The organism is Polyangium sp. 6x1, from assembly GCF_029946515.1.
GTDB lineage: Bacteria > Myxococcota_A > Polyangia > Polyangiales > Polyangiaceae > Polyangium.
This window is the reverse complement of sequence record NZ_JARZHH010000001.1, coordinates 277,064-300,792: the sequence shown is the minus strand read 5'-3', so window position 1 is coordinate 300,792 and position 23,729 is coordinate 277,064. Positions and strand designations below refer to the sequence as shown.

Genomic DNA, 23,729 nt, shown 5'->3' with positions numbered 1-23,729 from the left:
CGCTTCCTTCCAGGAGGATCAACGTGCGTGCATTTTCGTGGATGTTGGTGATCCCGCTCCTCGCTGGGTGCAGCGACGAGCCAACGAACGATCGATCGGATACGAGCTCCGGCCCTGGTGGCTGTCCGCTCGTCACGTTCAACGAGGGCGTGGACGAGAGCTGGACGAACGGTATCGTCGCGGATGCGAGCGGCGTCTACTGGACCCGCGAAGACTCGGTATGGAGAGCGGATCCGGGCGGCGCCTCGCCGGAGCGCCTCGCGCAGGGGTTCCAGTCTGCGTACACGCTGGCCATGGATGCCGATGCGCTGTACGTCGTGGATTACGCCGAAAAGCTCGTCCGGGTCGACAAGGACGGCAGCGCGACGGTGGTCCTCGCAGAGAACGTGGGCAGCGCGGTCGCGGTGGACGAAAATCGCGTCTATTTCACCACGACGGAAGGCGTCTTCCGGACGTCGAAGGACGCCTCCGATGTCGAATCCGTCGCGTCGATTCCGGACGCGGATTCCATCGCGCTCGACGACGCGTACGTTTACGTGCGCACCATCGGCAATGTGGGCGATTCATCGGGCCGCACTGTGCGCGTGCCCAAGGCGGGTGGCGAGATCGAGGAGATCGCGCCACCCGCCCCCGTCGCATACCACTATTTTTCCCACGAGCTTGCGGTGGACGGGGCGAACGTCTACTGGGTCGAGCCCTCGGCCGGGACGCTGATGAAGGCCCCCAAGGCCGGCGGCACGCCGGTCGTGCTGGCCAAGGACCTCGCCGATCCCATGAGCCTCACGCTGGACGGCGGTCACGTTTACGTCACGCTGCGCAGCAAGGATGGCGGCTCGGTCGACGAGCGGGGTGTCATTCGCGTCCCCAAGGAGGGCGGCGCCGTGGAGGATGTGGCGCGCGGCGGGCGAATCAGTGCCTACGACGTGGCGGTCGATGCCACGCACGTGTACTGGACCGTCAAGGTGGTGGGCGCAGGCGCCGTCGCGAGCTGCAAATGATGCGAGACGGGAGCTGAATCGGCTCGCGCCGACAGTCACGCGTAGGCGTACACCCGTCGCTCGTTCGAATCGACGCCGAGATACACAGCCCGTCCGCCTTCGTTCGCCGTTCCCAGGGGAGCGCGCGCCGTCGCCGGCCGGGTGTCGGCGGCGGCGTCCTCGGCGCGGAGCCGCTCGTATTCGGCGACCGTCATTCGCTGGCTGCCCCGCAGGGGGCCGTCGATCTCCAGTCGAGCCACGAGCTCGGCGGCCTCCGGGTTCGTCCTGCCGGCGAAGAACTCCGCGCAGCAGCCCGATCCATAACTGAAGAGACCAATGCGCTGGCCGGCGAGCTCGCCCGCTTGCGTGTTCAGCAAGGACGCGAGGGCGAGGTAAAGCGAGCCCGTGTAGACATTGCCGATCCGGGACGGCAGATCGAGCGACGGCTCCACCTCCACCGGGAACGACGCGTCGGCGGCTTCCTCGGTCAGGCCGTCCATCCCCCGGCGATGCCGGTGCGCCTTGCGGGCCATCTTGCCATAAGGCACGTGATAACAAGTCCGCACGAGCGGCCCGTCCGTCGCGCCTTCGAGGCGGCGCCACGCGTCGTACGCGCCTTCCAGGGCGGCGAGATAACATTGCACGGAGTAGTGCCCATCGACGAGGGCCTCCTTGTGGTGGAGGGGACGCCAGAAATCGTGCACGTCGCGCGCGAACGTGCCGGTCTGGCCCACGTCGAGCGAGAGCAGCCGCGGTTTTTCCCGGACGAGCAGAGCGACGGCGCCCGCTCCCTGCGTCGGCTCTCCCGCCGAGTGGAGGGGATATCGTGCAATGTCGGTGCAGACGACGAGCGCCGCGCGGCCGCGCGCCGAGCCGGAGGCGATCCAATCGACGGCGGAGAGGAGCCCGGCCGTGCCGCCGAAGCAGGCGTGTTTGGCCTCGAAGATGCGGCACGTGCTCGGCAAACCGAGCAGGCCGTGGACGAACGCGGTCACCGGCTTCGAATGGTCGACCGCCGTCTCCGTGCCGACGATGCAGAGGCCAATCTCCGCAGGGCTCGCGCTGGATCGCTCGAAGAGCCGACGCGCCGCATTCACGGCGAGGGTCACGGGATCCTCGTCCGGCGCGGCGATCGCCATCCGGCGCGTCCCGAGCCCGCTGAGATACTTCGACGGCGGGACCCCACGCGCTTCGGCGAGCTCGGACAGCTCGACATAGCCGCGAGGTACACTCAAGGCAATGGCATCGATCCCGACGTCGGGCGTGCTTCTGCAAGAATTCATGGCGCGGAGCCTACGGGCGGCGCGTGCATCGGCCGAGGAGACTCGAAGGAGGGTCGAGGGAGCGATCGTGGGAAAAGGCGACGTGATCAGCGGCCCGCCACGCGCGCGAGCCACCCCCGCACGCGCAAGAGCTCTTTCGTCTCTGCCTCGCCCATGCTCGCGAGCGTCTGTTCAGCCTGGGTCGAGAGCTGTTTGGCGCGGTCGCGCGTCTTGCCGCCGTCCCAGAGCGCCTGCGCGAGCTCGAAGCGCGCGAGCGCGAGAAACACAGGGTTGCCGTCGAATTTCTCGAGGGTTTGTGTTGCCTGTTCGAGCAGGGGCACCGCCTGCGCGGTTCGTCCCATCTTCCGCTCGACCTTGCCCCGCCCCGTGAGCGCGATGCCGATCTGGAAATCGTCAGGTCCGTTGACCTTCTCCCACATCTTCTGCGCGCGGAGAAAACGCGCGCCCGCCTCCTCCGTTCGCCCGAGCTCCAGGAGGACATCGGCCATGTTGTCGAGGGCGGCGGCGACCTGGTCGTGCTCGGGCCCGAAGACCTGCTCGAAGGCCAAAAGCGCCCGCTCGCTCGCGGCGAGCGCCTTCTCCAGGCGGCCTGCGTCGACCTCGGCGCACGAGATTCCGAGGAGCACCTCCGCGGAGAGCGGCAGCGTGCTCCTGTCTTTCTCGAAGATCGAGAGCGCCTCCTCGTAGGCGGCGAGCGCCTGGGCATTCTCGTGCAGCGCCTGGAGCGCGTGGCCCATGCCGAGCAGCGTGCGCGCGACGTTGACGTGCCCGGAGCCGAGCGCCGCCCGCTGAATCGCGAGCGCACGCTTGTAGACGGCAAGCGCCTCGACGTGATGCCCCTCGTTGAAATGCGCCGTCGCGACCCCGCCCAAGACGAACGCGACCTTCGGGTGATGGGGGCCGAGGATGGCCTCGAGTTGCTCGGTCGAACGGCGGGTCTGCTCCATGGCCTCCGCCATGTCGCCTCGCCACGTCGCCACCTGACCCAGGTTGTAGAGCACCCCGGCCACCCGCAAGTCCTGCGGCCCGGCCACGCGCTGCCACAGCGCGAGCGAGCGCGCGTATTGCTCCCCGGCGCGGGTGTGATCGGCCTGCGTCAGGTAAACATCCCCCCGGTTCTCGTGGAGCTGGGCAAGGAGGCCCTCGTCCTCTTTGCCCCTGCGGAGGAGCGCCTCGGCGAGCCAGGCCCATTGAAGGCCCTCGTCGAAGCGGCGGAGCTGCGAGCCCACGACGTCGACGAGCTGGATGGCCGCCTGCGCCGCCGCGCGGTCGTGGTGTCCGGCCTGCGCCGCCGAGAACGCGCGCCGAAGCGACGCCTCGGCCGCCTTGGGGTCGCCCATGGCGCTCTGCAGCTCGGAGAGCGCCGTGAGCGCCTCGGCCTCGGTCGGCGCGTGCGCGAGGGCCTGCGCGCGTGTGACCGCCGCCTCGGCGACGGCGAGGCCCTCCTGGTAGCGGCCGACGGCGGACAGCGCCGAGGCCCGCGCGATCTGCTCGCGAATCTGCCGGGCCTCGTCGGCCGCCGCTTGCCGCTCGGGCAGGCGGACCGGAGACCGGAGCCCCTCGACGTCGGCGCAGACCGAGACGTCGCCGAGCGACTTCGCGGCCTCGGGGGCCTTCGCCACCTGGTCCTTGCCGCTCGTCTCGAGCACGCCGAGGAGCGCGCGCACCTCGTCGAGTCGCCGATCGAGGCAGAGCATCCGCAGCGAGAGCACCTCGTCGGACTGAGCGCCCCGCAGCCGCGTCGCCTCGCACGCCTCGGTGTGCATCGTCGACCAGCCGCGCCCGTAGGCGTCGAGCGCCTGCTCGATGCCGAGCCAGGCGTCCTGCGCGTACGGGAGCTCCGTCGCGAGGAAGCGCTCGCGGATCGCGCGCTTCTGCGGCTCCCCGAAGACGGCGGCGAACCTCTCCGGCGCCCCGCTGCAGAGCGGCGCGCTCGGCTCGGCGCGCAGCACGCCGAAGAGCGCCGCCCCCCCGAGCGCCGCCACGGCGAGCGCGCCGACCACGCGGTTCCGGAAGGCGCGCTGCCCGTCGTGCGTGAGCGCGGAGAGGAGCGCGTCCATGGACGGGAAGCGCTCCGCCGGCGAGGGCCGGAGGCCCCGTTCGAGCGCGCGCAGCACGTGCGCGGGCAGCCCCGGCGCGTCTTTCGGCCGCGGCAACCTGCCGGAGGGCGCCTCGGTCATGACCGCCTCACGCGTGTTCACGGAGAAGGGCCGCTCGCCGTGGAGCGCCTCGAAGAGCGCGAGGCAAAAGCTGAACTGGTCGGCCTGCGCATCGACGGTGACGCCCTCGAATTGCTCGGGCGCCATGTAGGCCGGCGTGCCGAGGACGGCGCCCGAGCGGGTCAGCGACGCGAGGCCCTCGCCGTCCTCGCGCGCCGCCGGCGCGTCCTCCGGAGGGGAGGGGGGCGCGGCGAGGGCGCGCGCGAGGCCGAAATCGGCGACGCGGACGCGCCCGTCCCTGGCGACGAGGACGTTTTCCGGCTTGAAATCGCGGTGAACCAGCCCCGCGGCGTGCGCGGCCGAGAGCCCCCGGCCCGCCTGGACGAACAGGTCGAGGATCTCGCGCCACGAGCGCTCCTTCTGCGACAACCACCCGGCGAGCGTGGAGCCGTCGACGTACTCCATGGCGAAGAACAGGCCGTCGCCGAGCGTGCCCACGTCGTGGATGGCGAGCACGTTCGGGTGGGAGATGCGCGCCATGGCCTGCGCCTCGCGCATGAGCCGCAGCTCGGCCCCCGGGGCCCGCTGCAGGATCTCCGGTCGCAGGATCTTGAGCGCGACCTTCCGATCGAGCTCGGGGTCGTAGGCGGCGAACACGACGCCCATCCCGCCCGCGCCGAGCGTCTCGAGGATCATGTACCGCCCGAGGATCGCGCCCCGCGAGAGCCCCCCGACCGGCGCGGAGGCGGCCGCCATGGCCCTCTTTCGAGGCGTCGCCCGTCCGGCGCGCCCCTCGTCCGTGGCGCTCGCCTCGCCGCCGGGCAATTCCAGCACCGAGAACTGCTTGGCCAGCTCGGACAGGAGCCTCCGGCAGGACACGCACGTCGCGGCGTGCCGCTCGACACGCTCGACCGCCTGCGCATCGAGCAAACCCTCCGCGAACTCGGCGACCGTGTTGTCACTCAGGCAGCTCATCGAATCCCGTTTGCCGTGGACGACGCGAGGTTTGGCGGACGAGGGCGTGGGACACGCGTGACTGTACAGGGGTCGCGTGAATCCGGTAAAGTCTGCGCGTGACCGCCCCGGCGCGCCGTCTGACCGAGGTTTTCCTGCGACAAGTCAGCGGGCAAGGGGCGGCGCGAGACGAGGGGCACGACGCGCTGGAGGGGCTGCTCGAAGGCGCCGTCGCGTCCGCGCGAGCCGCGTGGCAGGAGATCGACGTGCCCGTGGAGGTCTTCGTGGGCTGGCTCGCGGCGCGGCTGCCGGCGGCGAACGTGGAGACGCTCGAGCGGACGCTCGGAACGCTGCGCCTCGGCGACCTCTACCTCGCTTGTGCTTGCGAGCGGGGCGACCGCGCGGCGCTCGCGGCGTTCGAGCGGTCCTACGTCCCGGATCTCATTGCAGCGATCCAGCACGTCGATCGATCCGGCAGCCACGCGGACGACGTCCTGCAGGTGCTCCGGCAAAAGTTATTCGTCGGCGAGCCGGAGACCGGGCCGAAGATCCGCGAGTACGGGGGCCGCGGGGAGCTGCGGCGGTGGCTCCGCGCCGTCGCCGTGCGCGCCAGCATCGACGCCCTGCGCGCCGCGCGCGAGATCCCCGTCGAGGACGAGCTGCTCGACGCCATCGAGGTCCCGGCCGACCATCCGGAGCTGTCGCACCTGAAGCGCACCTCGCTCGCCGAGCTCAAGCTCGCCCTGCGCGACGCCCTCGGCGCGCTGGCCCCGCGGGAGCGGACCCTGCTCCAGCAGTACTACCTCGACGGCGCCAACCTGGAGGCGCTCGCCGCGCTCTACCGGGTCTCGCCCTCCGCCGTGAGCCGGAGCCTCGCGAAGACCCGCGCGACCCTCATGGGACGGGTGCGCAACGCGCTGATGGCGCGGCTGCGGATCAGCGGGCGTGAAGTGGACAACATCCTGCTCCTCGTCCAGAGCCAGCTCGAGCTCTCGCGGAGCATGCTCGACGGACGACGGTAGGGCGAGAGCCCCGTCGCCGCGCGTACCCGCCAAACAAAAAACGCAAACGCGCGCGGGTTCCCCGTCCTCCAAGGCGAGCGCCTGTTCGCCGGGGTCCGATCTCGGGCGGCAGGAGACGCTGCGCCTGCCCCTTCACCCCCGGAAGACCATCGACCATGACACGAATGCTCCTCGCCTCGCTGCTCGCCACCTTCGTCGCCGGATGCGGCTTCATCAAGGTATCGGGCCTTCCCTCCGTCTCGTCCTCGTCCGGTGAGCCATCGGAGAGCTCCGCCGGCTCCGCCGAGGCCGCCGGCCCGAAGTCCACCGACGAGGAGCTCCTCGAGCTGTACCAGTCCATCGATTACACCTGCTGCACGCAGACGCGCGCGAGCGGCCTCGGGTTTTTCCAGAAGGCCGGCGTGGATCAGACGGGGCTCTTCAAGCGTGGGAACGTCGATCCGGAGTGGATCCCCGGCTGGTCGAACGACCTCTCGACCATCGAGCTCATGAACGCCCTGGCGCAGGCCGCCGTCAACCGCACCTGGCAAAAGCAATGCTTTGCCGATTACGAGGACTATCGCAAGGGCTGGGCCGACATCGAAGGAAAGCACCGCCCGCGGCTGGAAACGCTGCGCAAGCAGGGCAATTTCTACGAGCAGTCCGCGGGCCTGAGCGCACTCCTGGTCGACGTCGCGAAGGAGGCCGAGCAGAAGGGACTGAAGCTCCCCGGCGGGCATCCGATGAACTCGGTGGGCCTGCCCTACGAAATCATCACGGCCCTCTTCCAGGTGTACCGCGACGGCGGTCACGAGTATGCGCTCGCCGATTTCGTGAAGCCCGTGGGAGACCAGGTCGAGACGTTCTCGCGCTTCGGCCGGCCCTGGTCCGAGGACAAGACGTTCGATCGTGACGCCTTCTGCGCGTACGCCGAGGTGAGCGGCACGCACCGCACGCCGAAGCTGCCTGACATCGGCGGCTGGGAGCCCGGCCGCGACGCGCCGGCGCGCTGGCCGGTCGCCGCCCAGCGTCACGCCGAGGTCGACAAGAAGCTCCGGAGCCTGCAACCGCAATCGGCGGCGGCGCTCGCGATCCAGGGATGGAATGTGCCCAGGCTCGAGATGGGGACGCTCGATCGCGAGCCCAAGGCGCCCAAGCTCTTCTACACGGGGCCCTACACCCTCACCGCCATCCAGCGCGCGGGCGACAAGGTGGTGGTCGTCGGCGAGCAGCGCAAGACCGAGCCGTTCAATTACGATTGCCGCTCGACCGGCGTCATCGAGTCGTACGACATCAACAACAACCCCGTCTACGGGCGCAATTGCAAGGTGGGCTCGAAGACGAGCATCCGCATCTCGGAGGTCACGTTCGCCGACCTCCCTGCCTCGATTCCGCTCGCGAAGGGCGACGAGGTCACGTTTTATGGCGATCTCTCCCGCGAGGAGAAGGACAAGACGGTGAAGCAAACCCCGTCGGAGGTCGTGACCAGCCGCTCCCACGCATTCGAAGGAAAACACCTCGTGCAGGTGAAGCGCGAGGGCAAGGTCGTGCACTCCTTCTGACGCGTCCGCATCCGCAACGTCGCCGCCGTCCCGCCGTCCCGCCGTCCCGCGTCCTCGGACCCCCCATCACGAGCTCGCCCGGCAGATGTTGCGCAATCGCGGGGTTTTTCCTATCCGCTGGCTCGCGTTGACAGGGCGGAGGGACGCTCGTAAGCATGCGATATGGGGGGAGTTCGTCGATCCGAAATCGCGGCCGCTCTGCCCCGACGGTCGTACCTGCGGACCAGAGCGCCCGCGCCGTGGATGGCCTGTTCGGGCCCGAGGCGCGGCCTCTCGCCTCTCGATACGTGGCGGCTCCGCGATGCCCCGAGCGCCGCGCGGCTCGGCTTGTCCGCGAGCCTCGCCGTTCCGCTCCCCTGTCGACGCGCTTCTCCTGCTCGAAGGGTTGCCTCCGAAAGTTGCGGCATAGCTTTCAAGAGCCTGCCCGATCCGCCACGCGAGGGCGGTCTCGCCTGCTCGACGTCAGGCATGCGGAGGACATCCCGATGACACACCTTCCGACCGACCCTGGGACGGTTCAGCTCAAAGGGTATCACGTCACCGCGAAGACCGGCGAGAGCGCAGGTTCCATCACGTATCGAGCCTACCGCGAGGCTGACGGCGCCCTTGTGGCGATGAAGGTGCTGCACACCGATTACACGCGGATCGCCGACATCACGCGCTTCAAGCACACCTACGGCATCATCAAGCGCATCGATTCGGAGCGGGTCGTCAAGGTCCACGACGTCGAGGAGCACCGGGATGGGCTGATGCTCATCACCGAGGATTTCCCGGGCACCGCGCTGTCCGCGAAGCCCCTCGGCAAGCTCGACGTCCGCGCGTTCCTCACCGTCGCCGCCTCGATGTCCGAAGCGCTGGCCGACATTCACCGGCGAGGTCTCATCCACGGCGACGTGAGGCCCTCGAACATCCTGCTCGGCGAGGGAAATCAGGTGAAGCTCACCGGATTCGGCGTCGATTCCCTCGTGACGCGCGAGAAGGAGGAGATCTACAGCCCTCGCGTTTTGTCGGAGGTGCTCCCCTACACGTCGCCCGAGCAAACCGGCCGCATGAATCGCAGCGTCGATTACCGTTCCGACATGTATTCGCTCGGGATCGTCTTCTACGAGATGCTCGCCGGGCGAAAGCCGTTCGAGGCGACGGACCCACTCGAGCTGATGCACGCGCACATCGCCGTGAAGCCGGTTCCACCCGTGGAAATCAACCCGGAGGTGCCCGACGCGCTCTCCGCCATCACGATGAAGCTCCTCTGCAAGAACGCCGAGGACCGCTACCACAGCGCCGACGGGCTCAAGGCCGATCTGGAAGAGTGCCAGCGGCAATGGGAGCGCGGCGGCCGGATCGGATCGTTCAGCCCGGGCCTGTACGACAGGAGAGATCTCTTCCAGATCCACCAGAAGCTCTACGGCCGCGAAGGGGACATCCGGAAGCTCATTGAATCGTTCGAGGACGTGCTCCAGGGCAAGCGCGCGATCGTCCTCGTGTCGGGCTATTCGGGCATCGGCAAATCGTCCCTCGTTCAGGAGATCCTGAAGCCGCTGGCGCGCGAGAAGGGCTACTACATCAGCGGGAAATACGATCAGCATAACCGCGACACGCCCTACAGCGCCATCGTCCAGGCGTTCGACTCGCTCATCAAGCAGCTCCTCTCCGAGAGCGAGGAGAGGATCACGAAGTGGCGGGACGCCATCCTGCATGCCCTCGGGAGCAATGCGCAGGTCCTCTGCGACGTCCTCCCGTGCCTCGGGCACATCGTCGGCGAGCAGCCGCCCGTCCCCGCGCTCGGCCCGGTCGAGGCCCAGAACCGATTCAACCTGTATTTTCAAAAATTCGTGTCGGTCTTCGCCGGACACGCCCACCCGCTGGCGATCTTCCTCGACGACCTGCAATGGGCGGACTCGGCCAGCCTCAGCCTGATCACGAGCATCCTCGCGAACGAAGAGAACATGGAATCGCTCTTCTTTTGCGGCGCCTACCGCGACAACGAGGTGAGCCCGACGCATCCCTTCCTCGTCGCGCTGGAGGAGCTTCAAAAGAGCGGCCTCGAGGTGGTGAACATCGTCCTCCAGCCGCTCCGGCTGGTCCATTTGATCGATCTCGTCAACGACAGCCTGCAGACCACCGACGGGGGCGCGCTCGCGAGCGCGGTTTTGAAGAAGACCGGCGGCAATCCGTTCTTCGTGAAGCAGTTCATGCGGCACCTGTACGAGACGAAGGTGCTCGTCTTCGATCCCAAGTCCGGGTGGGGCTGGGATCTGCCGAAGATCGCGGGGCTCGAATACACCGACAACGTCCTCGACCTCATGGCGGAGACCATTCGGCGCCTGTCGCACGCGACGCAGGAGGTGCTGCGGCTGGCCTCGGCGATCGGCAACATGTTCGAGCTCGACGTCCTGAACACCGTCTGCGAGCGCCCTCCCGAGGAGACGTACGGGAGCCTCGACAGAGCCCTCGGGGAAGGCTTGATCGTGAGCGCCGACGAGCAGTACCGCTTCGCGCACGACAAGATCCAGGAGGCGGCGTACTCGCTGATCCCGGTGCGAGACCGACCGGCGTTTCACTACCGGATCGCAAAGCTCCTGCTCGGCAAGCTGGATCCTGGCGCGGGGCGCAACCTGTTCGACATCGTCAACCACTTGAACAGCGCGGGCGATTTGATCCGGACCCCGCAAGAGCGCATGCAATCGGCCAGGTTGAACCTCGAGGCCGCCGGGCGAGCCGAGGACTCGGCGGCGTTCACCGCGGCCTTGAAGTACCTGGAGCATGGCATGGCCATGTTGCCCGGGGATGCGTGGACCTCCGAGTACGAGCTGACCTTCGTCTACCACACGAAAAAGGGATTGATGGAGTCGCTCTGCGGGCGGCACGACGACGCGCTCGCGACCCTCGCGGGCTGCTTCGAGGTTGCGAAAGGACGCCTCCACAAGACCGAGGTGCGGCGCCTGAAAATGAACGTGCAGATCCTCAAGAACGATCTGCCCGCTGCCCTGGAAGAGGGGCTCGCCGCCCTGCGGGCATTCGACATCCATTTGCCGCCCTACCCCGACGACGGCACGCTCGCCGCCGAATTCGATCGGACGATCGCCATGATCGGCGACCGCCCCATTGCATCTCTCGTGGACCTGCCCGCGCTGGACGATCCCGAGATCGCCGTCCTGCAGGACGTCCTGCAGGAGATGTTCTCGCCCACCTATCAGCTCGGCACGAACAATTTCGGGATCACGGTGATGCGGATCCTGCAGAATTCGATCGAGCATGGCATCTCGAAGAATTCGGTCTACGCATACGTGAATTTCGGGACGCTCCTCTGCTCGAGGAACGACATCGAGAAGGGTCACGCGTTCGGGCGGGCGGCGATCCGCCTGAACGAGATCCATCCCGACAAGAAGTCCGAGGCCATGCTGTGCAACATGTGGGGCGCGTGGGTCCAGCACTGGAAGGACACCTACGAGAACTCGAAGGCTTCCCTGCGCAAGGGCATCCACGCCGGCCTCGAGACGGGGCAATACATCTGGGCCTTCTACAACACGTGCAACGCCGTCCAGAACAGCCTGCTCCGCGGGGCGCACCTGCGCGATGTCCTCGAGGAGGCGAAGCTCTACCAGCCCCTCTGCAAGCTCGACAAATTCAATGCGATCATGTGGCTGGTCGCCGCCGTCGCGCATCTCGCCGAGGAGCTCGGCGCGCCAGCCGAGGGCGAGCGGACCCACGCGGGGGGCTGGGCGGACATCGACGCCGTCGTGGAGGAGGCCCGCAGGATCAACAACCAGGCGTCCCTCTACTTCTTGAACGTCTTCGCCGTCCTCACCGGCGTCTTCCAGGGCGCGTACGAGAAGGTGGCGGAGATCTGGGGCTCGACCGATCCGGGGAGCCTGGGAATGCTCGCGGCGTGGCACGCGAGCCCCTGCTATTATTTTTATGGCGGGCTGGCCTTCTCGCGGGCCGCCATGACGGCCGCCCCAGCGCTCCGGGAAACGTACCTCGCGAGGCTCGGGGAATGCGCGCGCAAGGTGGAGACCTGGGCGCGGTTTGGCCCGGCGAGCTTCCGCCATCGCAGCCTCATCCTGCAGGCAGAGATTGCCCGGGTCGAGGGGCGCGCCACCGCGGCCGCCCTGTACTACGACGACGGGATCGCCGCCGCGCGGGAAGGGCGATTCCTGCATGACGCGGCGCTGGCCAGCGAGCTCTGCGCCCGGCATTACCTCGACCTCGGCAGGGAATTCCTGGCGAGCGCCTACATGACCGAGGCGCATCGCCTGTACGCTCGCTGGGGCGCCTTTCGGGTCATTGCGCGTCTGGAGCGAGACGTCCCGCACCTGCTCCAGCGCGACGCGACGCGCCGGCAGCCCGCCCGCCAGATGCGGGAACGCTCGGGGCCGGCTCGGCAGGTCGAGCCGCTGGATCGGCGCGATATCGGCTCGCCGCGACAGCAAGACCGGGACGCGCTGGGGCCTCCCGCCTTCTTCGACGCCACGTGCGCGGAGCTCGATTTCGCCACTGTGCTCAAGGCCTCGCAGGCCGTCTCCGGCGAGCTCGAGCTCGACCGGCTCATCGACACGCTGCTATCGATTGCGATCGAGCATGCGGGCGCCGAGCGAGGCCTCTTGATCCGCCCCCGCGGCGCCGAATGCGACATCGAGGCCGAGGTCGTCACCGTGCGCGACCACGTCGAGGTCACCCTGCGCCAGGCGCCCGTCACCCCGGCCGATCTCCCCACGGCCATTCTGCAATACGTGATTCGCACGCGGGAGACCGTGATCCTCGACGACGCTGCCGCGCCAAACCTGTTCTCGGAGGACGTCTACGTGCGCGACCGGCGTCCCCGCTCCGTGCTCTGCCTCGCCCTCGTGAAACAGGGGACGCTGGTGGGCGTGCTCTATCTGGAGAACAACCTGACTCCGCGCGTCTTCACCGCCGACCGGATCTCGATGCTGGAGCTCCTGGCCTCCCAGTCTGCCATTTCGCTGGAGAATGCCCGCCTCTATACCCAGTTGCAGCAAGAAAACAGCGAGCGCAAGCGGGCGGAGCAGGCGCTGCGGGAGAGGGAAGCGCGGATCCGGCGCCTGGTGGACTCGAACATCGTCGGGATCTCGTTCTGGGACCTGGATGGCAGGATCACGGACGCGAACGATGAATTTCTTCGATTCGTTGGCTATACTCGGGAGGATCTGGCCTCGGGGGCCCTCCGCTGGACGGCGATGACGCCTCCGGAATACCATGCGCTCGATGAGCGGGCGCGGGAGGAAGTGCGTTTGACAGGCCAGTTCGGGCTCTTCGAGAAAGAGTTTTTCCGGAAGGACGGCAGCCGCGTCCCGGTGCTGCTCGGCGGTGCGCGATTCGAGGGGTCGAAGAGCGAGGGAGTGTCATTTTTGCTCGACTTGACCGAGCGCAAACAGGCGGAGGAGCGCCAGAGGATCCTGCTGAACGAGCTGAACCATCGGGTCAAGAACACGCTGGTGATCGTGCAGGCAATCGCCGGGCAGACGCTGCGCATGGCGGATTCGCCGAAGGCTTTCGCGGAATCCTTCATGGCCCGGCTCCTGGCCCTGTCCCAGACGCATAACCTCTTGAACCAGACCTCCTGGCAGGGCGCCAGCCTTCGCGACGTCGTATGCGCGGAGCTGGCGCCGCACGCCCATGGCGACGCCGCCCGCTTCCGCCTTACCGGAGAGGACGTGCGCCTGCGCCCGGAGGCCACGGTGACGCTCGGCATGGTCTTCCACGAGCTGTCGACCAACGCGGCCAAGTATGGAGCGCTCTCGGTGCCGTCCGGCCACGTCGACGTCACGTGGAGCGTGAACACCTGCGCGGACGAACGAAGGATCCACCTGGAATGGCAGGAGATGGACGGGCCGCCGGTGCGGGCGCCGCGCCGCAAGGGATTCGGTTCGCGCCTGATCGAGCGCGACCTCGGGCGTCAGCTCGCTAGTGTTGTGCACCTCGAATTCCTGCCCGAGGGTGTGCATTGCGTGATGGACCTGCCCCTGGAGCGCGTGGCCGTATGATGGACCCCGATGCCCACAACGCGGATGTGCTGCGGGGACTCCGTATCCTCATCGTCGAGGATGAAGCCATGATCGCCTCGTTCCTCGAAGACGCCCTGACCGACCTCGGCTGCGAGGTGATCGGCCCGGCCTTGAACATGAAGGACGCGCTTCGGTTGGCCCGCGAGGCGGTGATCGATGGGGCTGGGCTCGACATCAACATCGCAGGCGAGAAGGTCTATGCCGTGGCCGACATCCTCGCCGAGCGGGGTCTCCCGTTCGTCTTCATGACCGGGTACGGCAGAGCAGGGCTGCGCGATTCGGATCGGGGCCGGCCCGTGCTGCAGAAGCCGTACAACCTCGATCGATTGGTGGAAATCATGACGCAATGGCGCTCGCCGCTCGCGACGAACCCATCGTCGAGCGAGGAAGGGGCCTGAAGGAACGGACGCGGGAGCGGTTCCATGATACCGTCCCGCGGCATGCCTCGCTCGCCGGCCCTCGCACTCCTGCTCCTCCTCGCAAGCTGCGCCTCTGCGCCTCCGCCGCCACCGGAACCCCAGCCGCTCGTGAATGTGCCGCCGCCTGTCGCCGCCGCGCCCCTGCCGGCCCCCGGGCCGTCGCCTCCGTCTCCGCCTCCCGAAACCCCATTGCCTCCGCTCGTCGCCCTCGACGCCGCGGTCGCGTGCGCCTTCGACGCGCCGCGATGGATGGGCACTGCCGACATCACCGACCTCGCTTTGCGCCTCGGCGACAAACCGTTCGTTCGAATCAGGGGCGGCGCGGCGCGCCTTTCGGTCCCCGTTGGGCCGGCCGGTGATACCGTCCTGCAGATCCGGGACGCGGGCTTCACCGTCCAGGGCCACCTTCCGGCCGCGGGCTCTTCCTTGAGCCCGAATGTGCCCTTCGTCCTGAATGGGTTTGCCATTCCCACGATCTTCGCCCGCCTCGCTTGGTCCGAGGGCAAGGACGCGTCGCTCACCGTGACGCACCCCGGATCCGCGACGCTCGAGGTGCTCGATCCGCCCCTCCGCGCGACGCGGCCGTGCGGGGACGTGGGTCTCGACGGGGGCTCCTTCGACGCGGACGAGGCCGTCCCCGGCGGGGGTGAATCGAAGAAGCAGGACATCAAGGCGTTTTTACCGGGCAGCCGGGTGGCGATCGCCGTCGAGCCGAAGGGAAAACCCGTCGCTCGTATCGCCGTGAAGGAAGCGACGCACGTGACCGTATTCGAATCAAGGGGTGGAATGTCCCGCGTGTCCTTGCCGGTGGACACGCTCGTCGTGTTCGGCTGGGTGAAGACATCCGATCTCAAGCCCGCCGGTTCGCTCGCGGGATACGGGAGCGGCGGCGGCGGCAGGGGCGTTCCGGAGCCTGCGTTCGTCGTGAAGGAGCGATGGCGCTGCGCGCGCGACGTGCCGCTCGTGGCGGAGGCATTCGGCGAACGCAGGACCGTGGGCGCGATTGCGAAGGACACGCCGATCGAGGTGCTTGAACGCGCGGGCGACGAGGCGCGCGTGCAGGCGTGGACGAAGGCCATTCACCCGGTCGAGGATGCGGCCTTCCTCGTGAGGGCCTTCGATCTCCACGGGTGTGCGCCCGTGGAGAATTGAAGCAGCTTCCGCTCTATTGCGGCTCCGTCCCCCACACGAGCGCGCCGTTCCTGTAGAGCGTCACCTTCGTAAAGTTCGCGAAGCTCGTCTTCGTCGGATCACACGAGTAATCATTCGCCTCGTTGTAATTGGACCAGTTGTCCTTGTTGAACCGAAGCTGAATCTCGCCGCTCTGCCCGCCCGCCGCGACGCTGCCCGCCGACGCCGTGAAGCCCACCTCGACGAACGTGTCGGCGCCCGACCGCGCGGGGCTCACCGCCGTGAATTGCCGTGTCACGTTCGAGCTCCCGACCACGGCATAGTCGCACGCCGATTGCTGCCCGTTCGCGCCGTCGCTCGTGTACCAGTACCGGATCTTGAGCTCGCTCAGCGGCACGCTGCTCGCCCCGGTGTTCACGATGTTGAGATGCGGCCGGATCTGGTTGTCGCTCGCGTTCGTGTCCCCCGCCCTGTACTGCACCGACAGCGAGCCGCCCCCGTTCGGCGGGGGCTGGCCAGGGTCGTTCACCGTCACGGCCACCACGCTCGACGTCGTCGCCGCGCCCGCATTGTCGGTCGCCTTCGCCGTGATCGCGTACGAGCCCGCCGCGACGTTGCTCCACGTATACGAATACGGGGCCGTCGTGTCCTCGCCGAGCTTCACCGCGCCCGCAAAGAACTCCACCTTGCTCACCGTCCCGTCGCTGTCGCTCGCCGACGCCTCGATCGAAATGCTCGCGGGTGACGTGAACGTGCCCCCGTTCGACGGGGCCGTGACGCTCACCGAGGGCGCCGCATTCTGGGACGGCGGCGGCGTGCTCCCGCCCACCGGGTTCGGCATCCGGTCGCCCATGAAGAGAAGCGCGAGCACGCGGAGCGAGTCGTTATAATAATTCTCGCTCTGGAAGTTCTTCGTCTCGTTCCACATCGCCGCTTTGAAGGCCGCGTCGGTCGAGACGGACGCCCCGGCCGCCGCCGTTCCCACGAACGTCGCGTTGTGCCATTGCCCGAGCAGGCCCCCGGACACGGTGTACCCGTCCTTGATGTTCCCGACGCCCACGCCCTTCCAGAACCCATTCAACTTGTCGAGCTGCGCGATCGCCTGCGGCGCCCCGTACCAGGCCGCGTCGACCGCGAGGCGCCACGGCACGCGCGCCGCGTCGTATCGATAATCGAAGCCCATCCCCGAGGCCTGCGTGCCCGCCGCGGTCGTCCAGTCGGGCAGGAGGCCCGTCGTGCCCGCGCCCGTCTTGGTATTCAGATTCGCGATGATCTGGTAACACGCGTTCGCCACGCTCTCCCACCGCGCGTCGCCCGTGTAGGCCTTGAACGCCCTGTAATAGCCGGGCGCGAAATAACTCGGGTTCGTCACGGAGGAACCGCCCCACGCGTCCCCGGGCTTCAGCACGTTCGTCCCGCTCTCCACCTCGTACTGCAGAATGCGCCCGAGCAGCGCTTTCGCGTCGACTCCGTACGACGCGCCCCAGGCCTTCTCGGCCACGATGAGCGCGAGCGCCATGTCCTCGTCGGAGTCGGTGGCCGCGTTCCAGCCGATGACCGAGTTGCTCGCGTTGATCTGCCAGTGCATGAGGCCATTGCCGTCGAGGTGGCTCTTCGCGTAACTCCAGAGGCCGTCGAACGTGGGTTTGTCGGACAGGTATGCTGCGAGCAGCATGCCGTACGCGATGCCCTCCGACACGGTGTCGTTCGAGTTCTCGGGCCGCTGCACGCGCAGGAAGCCGCCCGCGCCCGAAGACGTGACGTATTTGCTCTTCCACGAGCTGTAGGCGCTGCTAATCGCGCTGTCCGCGTCGGCCTGGCTCGGCGCCATGAGCAGGCTCTCGGCCTCCCACACGTCCTCGTCGAGCTCGGTCGCATCCATGTCGCCGCAGCCGATCGCCGTGGTCGCCGCGAGGAGGCTGAATGTCGCGACGTGGAAGAAGGCACGATTCGTCTTCATGGGGCGCTCCTTGAGGTTCGGCCAACCCGCTCCGGGTCAGCGTCGTCGGCCCGGAGCTAGAGCAGCTCCTGTGCCACGCTCCGAGCCCTTCCATCGCGCGGGATTCGAGGGGCTCGCCGGCGGATGCGTCAAAGGCAGGTGATTTGCTCGATCGCAGGGGTGATCAACGAAATCACCCCCGCGAGGTCCGAGGCCTCACGCGCCGAGCTCCAGGAGCTGCATCGCCACCAGCGCGACGCAGTCCGGCTCGCGCGAATCCGACACGATCTGGCGAAGCTCGTGGAAATATCGCACGTGCAGAGCGCGCAGCCGTTCGAGGTCCGCGCGCGCGACGCTGACCAGATTGTAGGAATACAGGCCGGGATCGCCGCGACGCTGCCGGCGGGCGGCGACGTCGAGCCAGTGCGCTTTCAATCGTTGTCGTGGCTCGGCGGGGCCTCGGCTCATGTCGACGGTCTCGGCGGTCGCGGCATATCGCCCTTCGTGCCATCGGACCAGGCCCGCCCGCGATAGGGCTTCGAGGCACGCGCGCACCTCGTCGTCCGGGAGCCCGAGGCGCGCGGCGACCCAGGCGTCGTCGTGGCAGGGCAGGGCCGCATAACTGGCGAGCTCGAGGACGCGAAGGACGGCGTGGGACCAGGGTAGCTCCGTCGCGATCCGGCGGCGCTCCTCCAGCACGCGGAAGTCGCGCGAAACCGAGGGCAACTCGCCCGGGTGGACGAAGAGGGCGAGGAAGTCGAGCAGCCGGTCGGTGGTCGCGTCGAGAATGGCAAGCACGTCGGGCAGCCGCGGCTGGGACGTGCCCGCGATGAAGCGCGACACCTGGGAGGCGCTGCGCCCGATGCGAGAGCCGATTTCGGCGTTGCTCAGGCCGCCCTTGAGGACCTGAAAGAGGGCGGCCGTGAGGGCCGGGTCGGAGACGGCGATGTCCGCGCCGAACGGTTGCTCCTGGCGCACGAATTCCGAGAGCGCGCGATGGACGTCGACGCCGTTGTACGCCGCGACGCGGAGCTGGGTGGGGAGCGTGGGAAAACGCCGCCCGGACTCCCAGCCGAACACCACGTTCGTTCCGTACCCGAGCCGGACGCTCAGCTGCCGCTGCGAGCGCCGACCGCGGAGCGCTCGGCAGAAATCCTTTGCGATTTCATCGTAGTGCGCCTTTTTGTATCGCATATATGCACATAGGATAGCAGATCGGAAGGATAGATAGTGCGTATGTGCGTTACGCGGTCCTTGCGTTGGCCCGAGGGCTGCGGCAAATGGAGGGCAACGGAGGCTTCGATGAACGCACGACTTGCTTGCTGGGCTTTGGCGGGGTTGCTCATGGGGTGCACGAGCATCGGGGGACAGACGGGGGAGATCGCCGCCGATCCCTGCGATATGTCCCCGCATTGGTGGCCGGTTGGGACGGCCACGGAGCATGACCTCAACGACGTGACGCCCTTCGGCGTGAGCGGCCAGCAGGCGATCGACGCGACGGGCGGGTCAGGGACCTTCGAGGTAGCGTGGGCCAACGGAAAGAAGAGCACCGTGAGCTGGTCGCTCGCCGCCGACACCGAGAGCTCGCCGGTGGTGGTTCACCTCGACCGCGTCAAGTGCGGCGACGAGTATCTGGGTGTCTCCGTGCTCAGCAACCTGGCGAGCGCCGACGGCATTCTCCAGCACGAGCAGCGCGGGGATCTCTATCGGGCTGAAGACGGGGCCGCGGACCTTCGCTTGGTTCTCTACTTCCAGACGAACCCGTTTCCGGACGTGTACGCCGGCGGCAATTCGGGGGACAATTGCGAGGCGTGCGGCTCCTCCTACGAGCTCCAGGTCGAGTTGCACTGGGAGGCGGGCGCGTCGACCCCTCGGGGTCATGCGGACCTGGTCCAAGCTGGCACGCTGCTCGGCGAAGTCGGCACGTTTTGAGACCGAGCACCTGCACGTGCTCACATCGCCTCTCCTGAGGCGAAACGCGCTTTCACGGGGCGCGGGTGCCGGGAGGAGGCGGCGAGGAGCGGGAGCGGCATTTCCCGCCCACCATTGCGCACGTATAGGGCGGCGCTTCGATGCGCGGCGGCACGCTCCAGGGCGGGCAAACCACGCCGGGCGGCAGGACCCGCGCCGCCTCGCAGCGATCCCCGACGGTGCACACGTTCCCCATCGTGGCAATCTCGCCGCGCGGGACCTTTTCGCCGTCGGCGACGAACCACCCGTCCTGCGCATTCCCGGTCACGAGGGCGCAACCCGCCCACGCGTCGCAGACCATGGCGGGAATGCATTGCTGCTCGACCGGCACGCGTGCGGGCTGTCCGTCCGTGCCCGTCGCCGTCGCCTCGCAGTGGCCATCGCGGCAGCTGGCGCGCGTGGGCCCCTCCGGACACGCGAGCCCCGAGCACGTCGAGGGCGGGTGAGCCGCGCAATACCGCTGCAGATCCGCGTGCCAGCGGCGCGTGCCCGGCGTCGTCCCGCAAGCCGGGCAGCATGCATTCGCGCCCTCCACGTCCACCCGCGCCACGGCGCATTCATCGTCCCGCTTGCATGCGCGCTCGGCCGGGGGCGGCGCTCCCGCGGCGCTCCCCGCGCCAGGCGTCGGGGGCGCGGAATGCGCCGGCGCGGCTGGGCGACCGGTCGCCGCGGAATCGGTGGTATGCGCGTCGGCGCGCTGATCGGGCGCGTGGCAGGACGCGAGCAGCAAGCCTGTGCTGACGACCCGCGCGCGGGAGCGAAGCATCACATTCCTCCTCGTAGCATACCCGGGGTTTCGTAGGGCCGCGCGAGCCTCATGAAGACGCGGAGGTCCCTCGGGAGGTGGGCTGCGCGAGGGCCGCGGCGAGGGCCCGCGCCAATGCTTCGCGCCGGTCGCGAAAAGGGTTTTCCCCGGCAATCTCGTCTCGCACCTCGTCTTCGTTCTCCGGCCCCATGAGCGGGACGAGCAGGCGCTCGAGCTTAACGTCGACGCGGAACGGCGTGTCTCGGAGCTTTTCCAGCACCGCGCGGAGGACGTCGCGTTCGCGGCGCTCCGAAGCGACCGAGACGGCGAACATCAGCTCGGCGCCGTTCCGCGCTTTGCGGAGGAGGCTCTCCAGAATGGGCCGGGCGATCGCGCTCGGAGCATCTCCCAGCGCCGCGGCGAGCGCCGTCTCGGGGATGAGCGCGGCAATCTCGGGCTTGCGGCCTGGCCAGGCCATGTGCGCGCGGGCGGCGGCGAGCCAGCGCCTCTCGACGCGGGCCCGGTCCCCCTCGTGAAAGCGCTGCGCGAGCTCCTTCGCCTTCGCAGGCTCGAGGCGCACCCACGCGGCCGCGGCCGCGGGCAGCCGCTCCTCGGGATCCCACGTCATGAATGCCGCGAGCTTCAGGAGCTCGTCCGGCCCGAGCAGATCGATCGAGCCCGTGAGGAGCTCGACGAAAGGGACCAACGTCTCGGGCGACGTCGTGCTTCCGATCAAATCGAAAATGGAGACCGTTCGGCGAGCGAGGGCCTCGTCGCGTCGCACGAGCGCGGCGAGGAGCCCGAGCACCACGATTTCGACGCGATTCGGTAGGCCGGCCTTGCGAGCTTTTTCGAGGATGGCCGCTCCGCGCTCGAATCGGCCTCGGACCACAGGAGAGGCGGGCATTCGAAGGTCGGAGAGCTCGCCTCGCGCGAGCTGCCGGTGGAGGAGCGGCCGGAATTCGTCGACCTCCAGCGCGTCGAGGAATACGGCGTGGACCTCGTCCGACCCAGCTCTCGATTCGATCCGGAGGAAAAGTCGCACGATGCGCTCGGAGTCCCGCCAATCCGCCACGTCTCCGTCGGCGCGCCGCTTCACGGCCGCGGGCGATAGCAGAGGTCGGAGCAGCGGCAGGAGCTCCGCGGGCAGCACCGGGAAGCGGACGCCGTTTGCGAGCGCGTGAATCACCGCGAGCTGGTCCTCGGGGGGGCCGGCGAGCCCGCTCGCGACGAGCTCCGACGTGGGGCCGACGAACCGAACGAGCGTGTAAAGCGCGCGCTGTCGTTTGCCGCCGTCACCATCGTCGAGCCATCGCCGGAGCTCCACGCTCGCCTCCGCGACGATGTCCCGGTCTCGCGCCTCTGTCCCCTCGGCGAGGGCGTCGACGAACCCGGGGTCGATCACGATGTCGTCGAACGTGGCGTCGTCGTAGCTCGCGATATGCGCGAGCGACGCGAGGAGCCCCTCGGACGACCACTTGCGCTGAGCGATGGCGCGTTGCTGGACGGCTCGGGCCAGCGCGTCCAGGCCTTTGACGTCCGGGAACTCCCGGTCGTAGACGCTCGACAAAAGTGCGCCCCGGTTCCTGGCCATGATGGAATCACCCCCCCGACGAGGGCGGCTTTGTCCCTCCGTCCGGTGCACGGTAGAGCGCTCGCACGGTGGGCGTCCAGGAGAAAGGGCGCGCGGGCCCGAAGAATCCGCGGGAAACACCCACCAGGGGCGGCGTTGCGGTCTCTGTTCCGCCGTCGAGAGATCAGCGACGGCGCGCCATCACCTGGAGGTGGCCGCCCGCGGTCGCATACCCCTCGTGCGCGATTCGCTCTTGCAATGCGAGGATCTCGTGGCGTGCATCCCAAGGATCGAAGTCGGGCCCGCGCGCCGACGCGAGGGCCTCCACCACCTCGCGAAAGAGCACCGGCTTGCCGAAAATCTCGACCACGTCGGCGCCGGCCGCGTCCACCGCCTCCTCGAGCTCGGGAATCGTGAAGGCGTGGGTGGGCAGCCCGTAGGGACAGGTCGCCCGCCCGGTGAGCAGGATCGACATGGCCTCCGCCTTGTTTCCGGACCTCAGGGCGTCCGTGAAATAAGACTGCCGATTGTCGACCCCCAGGACCACGTAAGCACCTGGGACCGCCACCCGGCATAGCTCTGCGATGGCCTCTCGATATCGGGTGGTGCAGTACGAGACCGGATCGCCTTCACAGAACACCAGATCGAATGCGCCATCGGCGAAAGGCAAGGAGACGATGGTCCCCACCTCGAAGGCGCCGCGCGCGAGCAGCCCTCGCTGTGCGAAGCGGGCTTTGGCCTGCTCGATCATTCCAGGCGAGAGATCGAGCACCGTGACGTGATGATCACGCTCGGCGAAGAGCGCGGCGAACTTGCCGCTCCCGCCTCCGGCGTCGAGGACGCGCAGGCTCCGGCCCTCGGGAAGGATAGCGGCCACCGCATTCCACGTGAGGCTCTCATACACGAACCAGTAGAGCCGACGGCGGAGCACCTGATCGTTCTCGTCCCGATCGTAGGTCGGAGCCACTTTGTCGTATGTATCGCGAATCAGCGCTGTCGCATCCATGGTGGCGTCCTCGTCCGGGCGCGTCCGGCCTGTCAGGGGAGCGGCCCCCGGGGGACCCGAGGGCCGCTCGATGGGGGTGCCTTGGTTTACTTGCAGTTGGTGATGCAGACGGGACCACTACACACGGCGGAGTCGCCGGACGCGAGGCTCTCGAGGTCCTTCTTCACGAGCGACTGGATGAGCGCGCTGTTCACCACCGCCTTCTTCGCGGCCTTCTTCGTGATCACCTTGCTCTTCTTCTTCATGATCGTCTCCTTCAACCGTGCCGACCAGCCACAGCGGACTGCGCATTCAGCCGCTGCAACGTTTCCAGTGGATATTTCGAGGGTAGCTCGATGTACCACTTGCGGAGCGTATCCTCCCCGAGGTGCTCCGCGATGAGCCCGTATTGCCACTCCATTTGCCGAGCCATGGCGCGGGCGAATCCCTCCGGATCCTTCTGCAGGCGCCTTCGCGTGCGTGCCTTCTCGGCCAGGGTCACGGGCTGGTGGTGGATGAATCGACCGAAGAAGCGAGAGCAGAAATCCGCGTAATCCTGCGTGAACAGGACGAAGCAGTGCCACATCTCGTCGAGCGCGGCCATCGGCCGGGTCACGACGAGCTGCCTGCGGCTGCGGAGCATGGGTTGATGTCCCGTCAACCAGAGCCATCGCTTCATTTCGATGAAGATCTCTTCGGCGTCCGCCGGATCGATGGGATACGAATCGAGAAAGCGCTGGACGACGTCGCGGTTCCTGTAGGCGAGGACCTCGTCGAGCGACGAAAGCTTCCCCTCGAGCGGGGACATTGGCCGGGAGCCGCGGGAAGCGAGCGTCTCCTCGCGCGCGAAAGGCTCGGTGTTTGCGTGTCTCATTTCTGCTCCACCGCGGACAGCGACCGCGCAAGCAGCCCCGTGCGTGCGAACGAGCGCCGGATCCCGGCATCGAACACGCCAAAGCCGTACGTGCACAAACGATAAGAATCGCTCACCTTGGTGTGCGCCC

The 23,729-nt window shown here is 68.1% G+C and carries 16 protein-coding genes; 7 read left to right on the top strand and 9 right to left on the bottom strand.

What is annotated here, in order from left to right; genetic code table 11:
• Positions 1 to 23: 23 nt before the first annotated feature.
• Complete coding sequence (locus QHF85_RS01090; protein WP_281325116.1) at positions 24 to 998, top strand: DUF5050 domain-containing protein; 975 nt, start codon at positions 24 to 26, stop codon at positions 996 to 998.
• Between the two features lie 35 nt (positions 999 to 1,033).
• Here the strand turns inward: QHF85_RS01090 and QHF85_RS01085 are convergent, their stop codons facing one another.
• On the bottom strand, positions 1,034 to 2,260 hold the full coding sequence (locus QHF85_RS01085; protein WP_281325115.1) for a hydroxymethylglutaryl-CoA synthase: 1,227 nt from the start codon (positions 2,258 to 2,260) through the stop codon (positions 1,034 to 1,036).
• An 86-nt stretch (positions 2,261 to 2,346) separates the two neighbouring features.
• Positions 2,347 to 5,394: a serine/threonine-protein kinase gene (locus tag QHF85_RS01080; protein ID WP_281325114.1), complete on the bottom strand. Its 3,048-nt coding sequence runs from the start codon at positions 5,392 to 5,394 to the stop codon at positions 2,347 to 2,349.
• Between the two features lie 98 nt (positions 5,395 to 5,492).
• On the opposite strand from QHF85_RS01080, the gene QHF85_RS01075 reads away from it, so the two are divergent.
• From QHF85_RS01075 to QHF85_RS01055, 5 genes are all read left to right on the top strand, one after another.
• Positions 5,493 to 6,395, top strand: coding sequence for a sigma-70 family RNA polymerase sigma factor (locus QHF85_RS01075; protein WP_281325113.1), 903 nt, complete (start codon positions 5,493 to 5,495; stop codon positions 6,393 to 6,395).
• 155 nt (positions 6,396 to 6,550) lie between these two features.
• Positions 6,551 to 7,936: a hypothetical protein gene (locus QHF85_RS01070; protein ID WP_281325112.1), complete on the top strand. Its 1,386-nt coding sequence runs from the start codon at positions 6,551 to 6,553 to the stop codon at positions 7,934 to 7,936.
• A 485-nt stretch (positions 7,937 to 8,421) separates the two neighbouring features.
• Complete coding sequence (locus QHF85_RS01065; protein ID WP_281325111.1) at positions 8,422 to 13,941, top strand: AAA family ATPase; 5,520 nt, start codon at positions 8,422 to 8,424, stop codon at positions 13,939 to 13,941.
• Positions 13,941 to 14,360: a response regulator gene (locus QHF85_RS01060; protein WP_281325531.1), complete on the top strand. Its 420-nt coding sequence runs from the start codon at positions 13,941 to 13,943 to the stop codon at positions 14,358 to 14,360. Before QHF85_RS01065 ends, QHF85_RS01060 begins: the two co-directional genes overlap by 1 nt.
• A gap of 42 nt (positions 14,361 to 14,402) precedes the next feature.
• On the top strand, positions 14,403 to 15,533 hold the full coding sequence (locus QHF85_RS01055; protein WP_281325110.1) for a hypothetical protein: 1,131 nt from the start codon (positions 14,403 to 14,405) through the stop codon (positions 15,531 to 15,533).
• Positions 15,534 to 15,546: 13 nt separating this feature from the next.
• Here QHF85_RS01055 and QHF85_RS01050 read toward each other — a convergent pair whose 3' ends face one another.
• Entirely contained in the window at positions 15,547 to 17,472 is a 1,926-nt protein-coding gene (locus tag QHF85_RS01050; RefSeq protein ID WP_281325109.1) for a glycosyl hydrolase family 8, read from the bottom strand.
• 195 nt (positions 17,473 to 17,667) lie between these two features.
• The gene (locus QHF85_RS01045) at positions 17,668 to 18,645 is read right to left on the bottom strand and encodes a DUF4423 domain-containing protein (RefSeq protein ID WP_281325108.1); all 978 of its coding nucleotides are present in this window, start codon (positions 18,643 to 18,645) and stop codon (positions 17,668 to 17,670) included.
• A gap of 108 nt (positions 18,646 to 18,753) precedes the next feature.
• Here QHF85_RS01045 and QHF85_RS01040 point away from each other — a divergent pair, with 108 nt between their 5' ends.
• On the top strand, positions 18,754 to 19,383 hold the full coding sequence (locus tag QHF85_RS01040) for a hypothetical protein (RefSeq protein WP_281325107.1): 630 nt from the start codon (positions 18,754 to 18,756) through the stop codon (positions 19,381 to 19,383).
• Positions 19,384 to 19,435: 52 nt separating this feature from the next.
• Here QHF85_RS01040 and QHF85_RS01035 read toward each other — a convergent pair whose 3' ends face one another.
• The 5 genes from QHF85_RS01035 to QHF85_RS01015 all read right to left on the bottom strand — a co-directional run bounded on the left by QHF85_RS01035 (position 19,436) and on the right by QHF85_RS01015 (position 23,533).
• Entirely contained in the window at positions 19,436 to 20,188 is a 753-nt protein-coding gene (locus QHF85_RS01035) for a hypothetical protein (protein WP_281325106.1), read from the bottom strand.
• A gap of 49 nt (positions 20,189 to 20,237) precedes the next feature.
• A complete protein-coding gene (locus QHF85_RS01030; RefSeq protein WP_281325105.1) occupies positions 20,238 to 21,761 on the bottom strand; it encodes a hypothetical protein in 1,524 nt (507 codons plus the stop codon).
• A 163-nt stretch (positions 21,762 to 21,924) separates the two neighbouring features.
• The gene (locus QHF85_RS01025) at positions 21,925 to 22,746 is read right to left on the bottom strand and encodes a class I SAM-dependent methyltransferase (RefSeq protein ID WP_281325104.1); all 822 of its coding nucleotides are present in this window, start codon (positions 22,744 to 22,746) and stop codon (positions 21,925 to 21,927) included.
• Positions 22,747 to 22,832: 86 nt separating this feature from the next.
• Positions 22,833 to 22,991, bottom strand: a complete 159-nt coding sequence (locus QHF85_RS01020; protein ID WP_281325103.1) for a hypothetical protein — start codon at positions 22,989 to 22,991, stop codon at positions 22,833 to 22,835.
• Positions 22,992 to 23,002: 11 nt separating this feature from the next.
• Positions 23,003 to 23,533 (bottom strand): hypothetical protein, encoded by a 531-nt coding sequence (locus QHF85_RS01015; protein ID WP_281325102.1) that lies wholly within the window; start codon positions 23,531 to 23,533, stop codon positions 23,003 to 23,005.
• Positions 23,534 to 23,729 lie beyond the last annotated feature (196 nt).

Coding starts and splice junctions, on each gene's coding strand:
- QHF85_RS01085 (WP_281325115.1), bottom strand. CDS start 2,260: ATGAATTCTTGCAGAAGCACGCCCGACGTCGGGATCGATGCCATTGCC.
- QHF85_RS01080 (WP_281325114.1), bottom strand. CDS start 5,394: ATGAGCTGCCTGAGTGACAACACGGTCGCCGAGTTCGCGGAGGGTTTG.
- QHF85_RS01070 (WP_281325112.1), top strand. CDS start 6,551: ATGACACGAATGCTCCTCGCCTCGCTGCTCGCCACCTTCGTCGCCGGA.
- QHF85_RS01065 (WP_281325111.1), top strand. CDS start 8,422: ATGACACACCTTCCGACCGACCCTGGGACGGTTCAGCTCAAAGGGTAT.
- QHF85_RS01060 (WP_281325531.1), top strand. CDS start 13,941: ATGGACCCCGATGCCCACAACGCGGATGTGCTGCGGGGACTCCGTATC.
- QHF85_RS01055 (WP_281325110.1), top strand. CDS start 14,403: ATGCCTCGCTCGCCGGCCCTCGCACTCCTGCTCCTCCTCGCAAGCTGC.
- QHF85_RS01050 (WP_281325109.1), bottom strand. CDS start 17,472: ATGAAGACGAATCGTGCCTTCTTCCACGTCGCGACATTCAGCCTCCTC.
- QHF85_RS01045 (WP_281325108.1), bottom strand. CDS start 18,645: ATGCGATACAAAAAGGCGCACTACGATGAAATCGCAAAGGATTTCTGC.
- QHF85_RS01040 (WP_281325107.1), top strand. CDS start 18,754: ATGAACGCACGACTTGCTTGCTGGGCTTTGGCGGGGTTGCTCATGGGG.
- QHF85_RS01035 (WP_281325106.1), bottom strand. CDS start 20,188: ATGCTTCGCTCCCGCGCGCGGGTCGTCAGCACAGGCTTGCTGCTCGCG.
- QHF85_RS01030 (WP_281325105.1), bottom strand. CDS start 21,761: ATGGCCAGGAACCGGGGCGCACTTTTGTCGAGCGTCTACGACCGGGAG.
- QHF85_RS01025 (WP_281325104.1), bottom strand. CDS start 22,746: ATGGATGCGACAGCGCTGATTCGCGATACATACGACAAAGTGGCTCCG.
- QHF85_RS01020 (WP_281325103.1), bottom strand. CDS start 22,991: ATGAAGAAGAAGAGCAAGGTGATCACGAAGAAGGCCGCGAAGAAGGCG.
- QHF85_RS01015 (WP_281325102.1), bottom strand. CDS start 23,533: ATGTCCCCGCTCGAGGGGAAGCTTTCGTCGCTCGACGAGGTCCTCGCC.